The sequence below is a fragment of the Microbulbifer hydrolyticus genome (assembly GCF_009931115.1).
Taxonomy (GTDB): Bacteria; Pseudomonadota; Gammaproteobacteria; order Pseudomonadales; family Cellvibrionaceae; genus Microbulbifer; species Microbulbifer hydrolyticus.
On the sequence record NZ_CP047491.1, the window covers coordinates 2,025,618 to 2,036,012 of the forward strand.

10 protein-coding genes are annotated in these 10,395 nt (G+C 57.1%); 7 read left to right on the forward strand and 3 right to left on the reverse strand.

Going from position 1 to position 10,395, the window contains the following annotated elements; translation table 11 throughout:
- Positions 1 to 61: 61 nt before the first annotated feature.
- Positions 62 to 496, reverse strand: coding sequence for an OsmC family protein (locus GTQ55_RS08530; protein ID WP_161858349.1), 435 nt, complete (start codon positions 494 to 496; stop codon positions 62 to 64).
- Between the two features lie 192 nt (positions 497 to 688).
- Between GTQ55_RS08530 and GTQ55_RS08535 the strand changes: the two genes are divergently transcribed.
- A complete protein-coding gene (locus GTQ55_RS08535) occupies positions 689 to 2,191 on the forward strand; it encodes a bifunctional 2-methylcitrate dehydratase/aconitate hydratase (RefSeq protein WP_161858350.1) in 1,503 nt (500 codons plus the stop codon).
- Positions 2,192 to 2,207: 16 nt separating this feature from the next.
- On the opposite strand, the gene GTQ55_RS08540 is transcribed toward GTQ55_RS08535, so the two are convergent.
- Entirely contained in the window at positions 2,208 to 2,663 is a 456-nt protein-coding gene (locus GTQ55_RS08540) for a GNAT family N-acetyltransferase (RefSeq protein WP_161858351.1), read from the reverse strand.
- A gap of 25 nt (positions 2,664 to 2,688) precedes the next feature.
- Here GTQ55_RS08540 and GTQ55_RS08545 point away from each other — a divergent pair, with 25 nt between their 5' ends.
- The 6 genes from GTQ55_RS08545 to GTQ55_RS08570 all read left to right on the forward strand — a co-directional run bounded on the left by GTQ55_RS08545 (position 2,689) and on the right by GTQ55_RS08570 (position 9,333).
- Complete coding sequence (locus tag GTQ55_RS08545; RefSeq protein ID WP_161858352.1) at positions 2,689 to 3,267, forward strand: tRNA-uridine aminocarboxypropyltransferase; 579 nt, start codon at positions 2,689 to 2,691, stop codon at positions 3,265 to 3,267.
- A gap of 133 nt (positions 3,268 to 3,400) precedes the next feature.
- Positions 3,401 to 4,804, forward strand: a complete 1,404-nt coding sequence (locus GTQ55_RS08550) for a M14 family metallopeptidase (protein WP_161858353.1) — start codon at positions 3,401 to 3,403, stop codon at positions 4,802 to 4,804.
- Positions 4,805 to 4,875: 71 nt separating this feature from the next.
- Positions 4,876 to 5,334 carry a GNAT family N-acetyltransferase gene (locus tag GTQ55_RS08555; protein ID WP_161858354.1) on the forward strand — a complete coding sequence of 153 codons (459 nt, stop codon included), beginning with the start codon at positions 4,876 to 4,878 and terminating at the stop codon, positions 5,332 to 5,334.
- An 89-nt stretch (positions 5,335 to 5,423) separates the two neighbouring features.
- Positions 5,424 to 6,827, forward strand: coding sequence for an ATP-dependent RNA helicase DbpA (gene dbpA, locus GTQ55_RS08560; RefSeq protein WP_237567892.1), 1,404 nt, complete (start codon positions 5,424 to 5,426; stop codon positions 6,825 to 6,827).
- Positions 6,828 to 6,972: 145 nt separating this feature from the next.
- Positions 6,973 to 8,484: a dipeptidase gene (locus GTQ55_RS08565; RefSeq protein WP_161858355.1), complete on the forward strand. Its 1,512-nt coding sequence runs from the start codon at positions 6,973 to 6,975 to the stop codon at positions 8,482 to 8,484.
- Between the two features lie 471 nt (positions 8,485 to 8,955).
- Positions 8,956 to 9,333: a hypothetical protein gene (locus GTQ55_RS08570; RefSeq protein ID WP_161858356.1), complete on the forward strand. Its 378-nt coding sequence runs from the start codon at positions 8,956 to 8,958 to the stop codon at positions 9,331 to 9,333.
- Positions 9,334 to 9,495: 162 nt separating this feature from the next.
- Here the strand turns inward: GTQ55_RS08570 and GTQ55_RS08575 are convergent, their stop codons facing one another.
- Complete coding sequence (locus GTQ55_RS08575; protein ID WP_161858357.1) at positions 9,496 to 10,272, reverse strand: outer membrane protein; 777 nt, start codon at positions 10,270 to 10,272, stop codon at positions 9,496 to 9,498.
- Positions 10,273 to 10,395: the final 123 nt, after the last annotated feature.

Consider the following 10,395-nt stretch of genomic DNA (forward strand, 5'->3'; position numbering starts at 1 on the left):
ACGGGCCTCGTAATTGCGGGCGGTGTTAAATGCTGTAAACAGCTTTTTGTTTAAAACAGGGTCACGAAACCGTGACCTCGGCATTCAGCGTTACCGTGGACTTGAGGGAGTTGGTCACCAGGCAACTCGCCTCGGACTTTTCCAGCAGCTTGTGCGCCTTATCTGTATCCGTACCGTCCGGCACCTGCAACTTGGCATTGATGGTAAACGCCGTGAAGCAGGTTGTACGATCGACCTTGTCGAGGGTGCCGGTGGCGCTGCATTCAAGGGCGGTCCATTCCAGCTTTGAAAATTTGGCAATGGCGCGGAAGGTGAGAATGAAACAGTCCGCGACAGAAGCCACCAGCAGGTCTTCCGGCGACCAGCGATCCCCGGGGCCATCGAACTGCGCAGGGGCGGCCGAGGGCAGGGACTCTAGGCCTTCCGCGGTCAGTGTGATTTCACCTTCACTCGCCGCACTCGCGGCCACCTTGTACTCGTGGGGAAAGGCGTCCATGGAACCTCCAACAATCAAATTACTGAGTTAAGCAGAGCAGACTCTGCGTCTCTCCGCCACAGTTGCCGGCGCTACCTGTCACGAGCGATATCGTCGGGACCACCTGGGCGCCATCTATTGGGTGGCGCCAGGCTACTGGCACCGATGGCTATCCTTCTACCAGCGTTTCGCAATGATCGAAGGAAAGTGCCCATGGAGAATACTGGCATCAAAAATATCCGCCCTGATTTCGATCAAGTCATCCAGGACATTGCCGATTATGTGATGGAATACCCCATCACCTCTGCCGAGGCATTCGATACCGCGCGCAACTGCCTGATGGACACCCTGGGCTGTGGCTTACTGGCGCTAAGCTTCCCCGAATGCACCAAACACCTCGGGCCGATTGTCGACGGTACTGTGGTGCCGAACGGTGCCCGTGTGCCGGGTACCGACTTGCGTCTCGACCCGGTCAAGGCTGCGTGGGATATCGGCTGCTGCTTGCGCTGGCTGGATTACAACGACACCTGGCTGGCGGCAGAGTGGGGCCACCCCTCGGACAACCTCGGCGCAATTCTAGCGGTGACCGACTACCTTTCGCAGAAGCACGTCGCTCATGGAGTAAAACCCTTCACCATGCGCCAGGTGCTGGACGCCATGATTCGTGCCCATGAAATCCAGGGTGTGCTGGCGCTGGAGAACAGCTTTAACCGGGTCGGGCTGGACCATGTGCTGCTGGTCCGCGTTGCCTCGGCCGCCGTGGCCACCACGTTGAAGGGCGGTAACCGTGAGCAGGTAATGGCGGCGCTGTCACAGGCCTGGGTGGACGGCGGTGCGTTGCGCACCTATCGCCATGCGCCCAACGCCGGCTCGCGCAAATCCTGGGCTGCGGGTGATGCCACCAGTCGTGGTGTGCGCCTGGCGGATATCACCATGCGCGGCGAGATGGGTATTCCGGGCGCGCTCACTGCCAAACAGTGGGGCTTTTACGACGTACTGTTCAGCAAGACTGTTGCGGACCAGCAACTGAAGCCGGAGGCTGAGCGTCAGTTCCAATTTCCCCAGGGCTACGGCAGCTACGTGATGGAAAACATTCTGTTCAAGCTCTCGTTCCCCGCCGAATTCCATGCCCAGACCGCCTGCGAGGCCGCGGTACTTCTACATCCTCAGGTAAAAGATCGCCTCGACCAAATCGACCGCATCGCAATCACCACCCACGAATCTGCCATCCGCATTATTTCCAAGTCGGGCCCACTGGCCAATCCGGCTGATCGCGACCACTGCCTGCAGTACATGACGGCGGTGCCACTGATTTTGGGCGAGCTGCAGGCGGAGTACTATGAAGACAGCTTCCATCGGGCGCATCCGGAGATTGACCAGCTACGGAACAAGATGGAAGTGGTGGAGGAGCCACGTTACTCGGCGGACTATCTGGATCCGGCCAAGCGCTCCATCGCCAATGCGCTACAGGTGTTTTTCAAAGACGGTAGTGCCACGGAGAAAGTCGCAGTTGAATATCCGGTAGGGCACCGACGCCGCCGGGAAGAGGGAATACCTCTGCTGGAAGATAAGTTCCGGACCAGCCTGGCGAGCCGTTTCCAGCCAGACCGGTGTGATGCGATTTTCGCGCTGTGCAAGGACCAGAAAGCGCTGGAGGCAACACCGGTCAATGAATTCATGGATTTAATGGTGATTGAGCGGAGCGGGCAGGTGTGAGAGATGGGGGGATCGATTAGGGTTGCCCTTGATAGCGCATCACTGAAATATCCCGCCCCTGCTTACGGTAGGTATGGAAGCGGTCAAGGATCGCGGAGGGCAGCGCATCGGGTTCTGTCTCCACAAACCCGAGTGAAGCGTACAATGGCATCAGGTGCTGGTAGGGAAAGGTGAAGGTCTGTTCGCCATACTTCTCCGCCATGTGGTTCAGTAACAGGCGTGCTACGCCATGGCCTTGATTGTCTGGTGCTACCGCCACCCCCGCGAGTAACTGGCTGTCGGTCAGGGGCCTGAGGATGCCGCAGGCGATAATCTGCCGCTGGGCATCGCGGATCACCATACACGGCTCATTGCGCCGCGCTTTACCGCGAAATTTGTGAGTGCGGTAGAATTTGTTCGCCAACGGCATCTCGGCATCGGAGAGCCAGTGCGCGGTGCACGAATCGATCGAGAAATCCTGATCTTCAGCCATTCTTTACCAACTGCATTTCCAAACTATGTCGCGCGAACTCTGCCCAACCTGCCAACGTCCGCTGAAGGTCTGCTATTGCAGCGCACTGGTGCACATCGCCAATCGTATTGAGGTGCTGATCATACAGCACCCACTGGAACAGAGGCATCCGTTCAACACCGGGCGTATGGCGCACCTGTGCCTGAAGAATAGCGAACTGGTGGTGGCGGAGCGGCTGCCCGATACCGAACTGGCGGCGCTTCTCAAACCCGGGGCGGCACTGCTGTATCCATCCCTGAGCTGGTTGCCGGAAGTAGAACAGATTGTGCCCGGTACAGCGCAGGCGGAGGCGCTGGAGCAGCTGGTGGTGATTGATGCAACCTGGCGCAAGTCCAAGAAAATGCTGCACCTGCATCCGATGCTGCAGCAGTTACCGCGGCTAAGCTTTGCAGGCGAGCTGCACTCCAACTATCAGATCCGCCATTCCTCGCTTGAGAACAGCCTGTCAACGATTGAAAGCATTGCGATGGCATTGGAAACACTGGAAGAGGGGGCTGATTTCAAAGGTATGCTGCAGCCCTTTCAAAAAATGGTTTCTCTGCAGACAGGCCACTTGACCGACTGATCTGTCGAGAATTTGTCATTTTCCGTGCTGTCGATTGCACATCGAGGAATTCTTCGTTGCAATCTTGTCGCTAGTCATGGAATATTTTATTCGTTAGATCCTCTGTACATCCGATAACGAATAAGAGTGAACCATGGCAAGACGACTTCCCGCGCTGCTGAGTGTATTCCTTATCCTCTTCAGTCCCTTTTTACTTGCAGCAGATGGCGATGACGCATACCTGAAGTACCAGGTTCCCGGGCTCGATAAGCCGGCGATTCGTCAGGCGGACATCCTGCCGTTAGTGCAGGCGCTGCAAAATTCTGAGCTGCTGCGTGTCGAGGAAATTGCGCACTCATATGAAGGTCGGCCCATTATCAGCGTCGGCATTGGCAATGGCGCTACGCGGGTGATGATGTGGTCGCAGATGCATGGCGACGAGCCGACCGCTACGGCGGCTCTGTTCGATCTTCTCGCCTATATCACCGCACCAGAGCAGGCCGAGTGGCGCGAAGGGTGGATGGATGAACTCACCCTGATGATGGTCCCCATGCTGAATCCGGACGGGGCCGAACGCAATACTCGCCACAACGCGCAGAGCTTTGATGTGAACCGTGATGCGAAAGCACTGCAGTCGCCGGAAGGGCGTGCGCTGATGGCACTGGCCAAATCCTTCAAGCCGGATTTCGGTTTTAACCTGCACGACCAGAATCGTCACTATGGCGTTGGCCACACCGACAAGATGGCGACGATTTCCGTGCTGGCCCCGGCCTATAATGAGGCGCGCGAGGTCAATGACAGCCGTGCGCGGGCCATGAAGCTGATTGGTTTGCTGGTTCAGGAAGTTGCCCCATCTATCGATGGTCATATCGCCAAGTACGATGACACCTATGCGTGGCGCGCCTTTGGCGACACTTTCTCGGAAATGGGTATCAGCACCATTCTGATCGAATCCGGCGCCCACCCGAATGACCCCAACCGCCAGGTTGCGCGTCGTGCGAATGTCGAAATGCTGGTGACGGCCATCGACAGTATCACCAGCCGTAGCTACGAGCCCGTCGCTGTCGCAGCTTATGAGCAGATTCCCCTGAACCGCGATGATGCGTTTGTGGATGTGAAAATTGCCAATGTGCGTGCGGGTGCTGGCGATAATGCCTACCGGACGGATATCGCGATCAATCATCGCTATGGATCCGTCAAGGTGGTGGATGTCGGTGATCTCTCCAACCTGTACGGCGCGCTGAGTCTCGATGCCGACGGCGCGCGCTATCAGCCAGCAAAGCCCTATCAACTCGAAAAAGCACTGGAGTTGACGGACCAGCGCTATCTGGAACTTCTGCGTGATGGCTACGGTTACTTCGTAGGTGACACTGAATTGCTGGTGAAGGAGACCCGGTGGCCAGTGGTGGTGAATCCGGGAAATCCCCCGGGTGAGCGGCCTGCGCGTCGCCAGAGTGCCACCTTCCTGCTCAGTGATGACACGGGGGTACGCCTTGCGGTACTCGATGGCGCGGTCGTGGATGTGCGTGGTGGCAATCTCCTGGGGCTGGCCCTGTGAATGGGCCAGTCCCGACAACTGGAGCGAATACAGTGGCCGTCGCTGAGGGCCTCTCATAGGAAGTAGTAACGTTGGAAATCGTAGATTTACGCGCGGTACCGGAATGCATTGATGTGCTGGCGTTCTGGCACTATCAGGAGTGGAGTAGCCTCTATCCAGAGGAAACAGAGCAGGATTTCGCGGCTGAGTTGCGCAATTGTCTGCAACAGGCCGCGGTTCCAACAACATTCATCGCCTTGGAACATGGCGAGCCGGTTGGCTCTATCAGCCTCCTTGCCCGGGACATGGAAATCGACGAGCCCTGGGGGCCATGGCTCGCCAATTTCTACGTGCGGCCGGAATTTCGCAGTGGCGGAATCGGCAGGAAATTGATCGAGACATTGCTGGCCCACGGCCGCGCGAACGCCATTGCGGGCCTGTATCTGTTTAAACCGCATACGAAAGCGTACTACGAGCGCCTGGGGTGGCAGACCGTTAGGACCACGGAATACCAGGGCGAGACCGTCGACATTATGTATCGGGCCCTCTGATTCTTGCTCGCTACTATTACCCTTTCCAATAGGAAACTGGCCTCGGCTTCCCTACAATACGCCGCCATTCCTCCAACCGAGCTCCTACCGTGACCACTTCTGACGCCCAGCACCCCCGCGACTTCCAGTCCCTGCCACTAGAGCCGGCCCTCCTGAAGAACCTGGAGGACCTCGGCTATACGCGCCTGACGGAAATTCAGGCGGCGGCGCTGCCGGCGATCGTGGAGGGCAGGGATGTGATCGGCCAGGCCAAGACCGGCTCGGGCAAGACCGTGGCTTTCGGCCTGGGGCTGCTGCACAAGCTGCGGGTGGACCGCTTCCGCGTGCAGTCGCTGGTGCTCTGTCCCACCCGGGAATTGGCGGACCAGGTGGCACGGGAGCTGCGCAAGCTGGCGCGGGCCGTTCACAATATCAAGATCCTGACCCTGTGCGGCGGTATGCCGTTCGGCCCGCAGATTGGCTCCCTCAAGCACGGTGCGCATATCGTGGTGGGCACGCCTGGCCGAATCGAGGACCACCTGCGCAAGGGCAACCTCGACCTGAGCCATGTAGACACGCTGGTACTGGACGAGGCCGACCGCATGCTGGATATGGGCTTCCAGGCGGTACTGGACCAGATCCTGGCGGAGCTGCCCAGGCAGCGCCAGACCCTGCTGTTCTCCGCCACCTACCCAAAGACCATCGATGCGCTGGCTGCCCGTGTCCTGCAGGATCCGGTAAAGGTAGAAGTGACCGCGGCACACACCCAGAGCACCATCGAGCAGAACTACTACCGGGTGGAAAATAACGAGGCACGCCCGGCTGCGCTGTACCAGCTGCTGGCCAATTACGATGCCTCCTCCGCACTGGTGTTCTGCAATACCAAGAAAGAAACTGAGGAGGCCGCCCAGGCCCTGAAACGCTCCGGTTTCGCCGCGCTGGCCTTGCACGGGGATATGGAGCAGAAAGATCGTGACTGCACCCTGGCACTGTTTTCCAACGGCAGTGCTTCCATTTTGGTAGCGACGGACGTGGCCGCACGGGGGCTGGATATCGAAGAGCTGCCGGTGGTGGTGAATTACCATCTCTCCCGCGACCCGGAAGTGCACGTGCACAGGGTCGGTCGCACCGGGCGGGCAGGGCAGAAGGGCGTGGCCCTGTCGCTTGTCAGCAAAAAGGAAATCTACAAGCTGGAGCGGCTGGAAGAGCTGATGCAGCAGAAGATCACCCTGCAGGAAGTACCGGAACTGCCCAGAGCGTTCGCACCCACGCGCCCGCTAATGTCTACCCTGCAGATCGACGGCGGTAAGAAACAGAAAGTCCGCCCCGGCGACGTGGTCGGCGCCCTGACCGGCGAAGGCGGCATCGACGGCCAGCAGATCGGCAAGATCCAGCTGTTCGACTTCTCCACCTTTGTCGCTGTCGAGCGTCCGGTTGCCAAAAAGGCCCTGAAAAAGCTCGCCGATGGGAAAATCAAAGGCCGCAAGTTCCGCGCGCGTATTGTGGGTGTCTGAGAGTTTTAGCTGGATGCTGCCGGCGGTAAGGCGCCGCTGACCGTCGCCGTACCGCGCACGGCAGGATTTGGCGCCTCGGGTTCGGTACAATTCGTGTCTCCCGAGACCTCTTGCCTCATTTATTTCCTGACCTAAGGAGTCACCTGTGAAATTCCGATCCCAAGTTGCGCGGATTGCGGCTGCGCTATTGGTGTGCCCGCTGGCCGCGATAGCCGATGTCTCACCCGTTGCGCAAAAGACTGCAGAATACGCGGTGGAGCAATACGAAGCGGCGATGACCGACACCCTCGCCGATTTGGTGCAATTCAAGACAGTCGCACGGGAAGACCTGCCACTGGAAGAGAACCCTGAGTTCACCGGTTTCAAGCGCGCCCTGTGCGACAAGGCTGACGCTCTGGGACTGGAGTGTGAGGACCACGGTTACGTGGTGATTGTTGCACTGGGGGACGGCAAAGAAAAAATTGGCATTGTCACCCATGGCGATGTGCAGCCAGCCAACCCGGATAAGTGGAAGAAGAGTCCATTTGAACTGGATCGAACCAGTGAGCCAGGCAAGCTGATCGCTCGTGGGAGCGAGGATGACAAAGGCCCGATTGCCACCGCCCTCTATGCGATGAAGGCAATCAAGGACAAAGGCGTGCCGATGAAACGGCGCGTGGAGCTGATTGTCTATCTGGCGGAGGAGTCTGATTGGGAGCCGCTGAAGATATTCCTGAAAGATTACGACATGCCCACCTACAACATCACCATCGACGCGGATTACCCGGTGGTGACTGCAGAGAAAGGTTGGAGTGAAGTGCGTGCCACATTTGCTGACGCCCCGGTTACGGACAAGAACAAGCCCTATCTGAGTGAGTTTCACGGTGGCTACTTCGGGAGCCAGGTGCCGGATGAGGGCCACGCCAGTATCGTCAATCCAACCCCTGAGCTGGGAAAGGGGATCCGTGCCCGCGCTGCCAAGCATCCGCAAGTGAAGTTTGAGTTCGCGCAAAAGCAGGGGGTGCTGGAAATCACCGCCCGCGGTGTGGCCACCCACAGCTCCGAGCCGGAACACGGTATCAATGCGATTGCTTTCCTGGCCGACGCGCTTGGGGATTACGATTGGCCGGCTAACGCTGCCGGCGCCACGGTGCGCTACATCAACGGCCTGATTGGCACGGGCATCACCGCGGAACAGTTTGGTGATATCGCCTATAGCGATGACTTTATGGGGCCAATGACTGGCGCTCTCACCATGGTGAAAGTCAGCGACAAGGGGCTGACAAGTCACCTGAACCTGCGCCGCCCCACCGGCAAGACTGCCGAGTTACTGGAAAAGCAGATCCACAGTGCCATCGAAAACTGGCAGAAGGAGAGCGGTATCCAGTTGGCAGAACTGGGTGTGCATTTGGGGGAACCCTATCGCGCGGATAATGCACCGCATGTAGAGCCACTGCTGCAAGTATTTCGCCATTTTACCGGTATTGAAGATGCGGGTCCGGTATCTATCGGTGGATCCACAAATGCCAAACTGTTGCCGAATGCGGTTAGCTTCGGGCCGTCAATGCCCGATAAGGCCTACACCGGCCACTCAGAGCACGAATTCATCACCGTGGATCAATTTCGCCTGAATCTGGAAATGTACACGGCGATGATGATCGAGATCTCGAATCTGTAGGTTTTTCGGGTATCTGACGGCGGCAGGTGTGGGTACTAATAGGGAGCATCACTGGCGTAGGCATGCCTTCAAAATCACCATATTGGGCAGATGAGGCTTTATTGTCCGAAGTTTGTTGTTCGGAAAACATGTATTTTGTCTGCTCGGGTTTGGCTTGCTCATGATGGTACTCGCCATCGCTAACCTTTTTCGACTTCTCTACCTTCGTTGCAGTCGAGCGGTCGGTTGTCAAGAAATCGCTGAAAAACTTGGCGGACGGGAAGCCCAAGGAACGCAAGTTTCGCGCGTGTATTATTGGAGTGTGATGTCATATTCCTAGCGTGTTACGAAATCAGGGACCAATACAAATGTTTATTTATGACAAGGAATGAGTTGTAAGTGGGACACCGGGTTAGGCCTCCAATTTTGGCCCGCGTTTTTGGACCATTGATTTTTGTTATCGGTGCTCCTACAGCTGTCGCAGTATTCGCCATGGAGCTGTATCAGCTTGTTGCGCATTGGGCCGACGATGTCCTTATGTTTGATAAGGGCGCTTTCTATTTGCTGGGTGTTGGTTTGGGTATGATGGCGCTCGCCATCGTCACCGTGCAGGAGGGGTGGTTTGGCCGCACTTTAAGCAAAGCACAGGCTGCTCTGTTAACTCGATTGACCATTGTGGGGGTTGCGTTAATTCCAATTGCTCCAAATGTTGCACATTATTTGGCCGATGAGCTTTTGAGAAGTGATGGGTATGTCGTGTGTGAACCGGCATCACATCAATGGCGTTTCGTTAGAGATATTGTGTATATAAAGCCGACCGTGGAGTGCAGTAGTAGTCTTCGGGATCGCGTTCTTGATGCGTCTCACTAGTGCGGTACGACATTGTTGGAGTTTCACTGGCTGTTAAAAAAACTAGCCTCCTTCCATCATTCGACCAGTCGCAAAAGTAAAAAAAAGGCCGCCTAAATCGCCGGGGGAAGCGGGCGGCCTCAAAACATGTGCGGAACGCGTTCATAAGGGAACGCGGTCAGATCAGAAACTCCAGCGAACGCCCACCTCGGCCATCCAGCTCTCGTTTTCGATTTCGAAATTTGCCGGCAGCAGGTTGGAGCTGATTTCCAGATCTTCGGTTTGACGCCAGCGCAGACCACCGAAATATTCCAGCTGATCATTACACTGATAGTTCAGGCCAGCCATAAGCTGGTAAGCCAGCACGCTGTCGTCATCGTCGATGATTGAAACGTTGGACGGGCTGTAATCCACATCGACCCAGGCATTACCGATACCCGCGCCGAGGTAGGGGTTGAGCGCCCATCCTGCGTCAAAGTCGTAGAAGGCATTGAAGAACAGGTAGTCGGCAGTGAAGTCACCTCTGCCATCGTTTACCAGGTCGGCGACGGAAATTCCGAGGTTGCCCGGCGCTCCGCTGACCAGTACCCCGGCATCTTCGTCACCGAGAGCGATACCTGCCGCGGACACGCCATAGTGCCGGTCAACATCATGGCTGGCATAGGCGTATTCCGCTTCGAATCGCATCTGCCCGGCGCGCCAGCCCAGAGCCAGATTCACACCGGCGCCGCTGTCTACATCGGTTTTCCAGCGGACATCGGTACCTGCGGGCAGGGCGACCCCAGCCGGAATGGTCGTGCCCGGTCCAGTGATAAATTCCTGAGTGAATACACCGTCATTTATGGTGTCATCCATATTGTTGTAGCTGAGTGTGCCGCTGACATAAAAACCGTCGGCCAGTGCAGCCGAGGAAGATAAGGCGAGGGCGACAGCAACGGCTGTGGGTGTTCTCTTAAACATCTAGCACTCCAGATCAACTGATAAAGGTATCGAAGCTTACGCTTTGGTGATTTGTCTGGATCTGTGAAAATCCTGTTAGCGTTTTATAGTGCGCCTCTTTTCACATCTTCATATCAATCTACC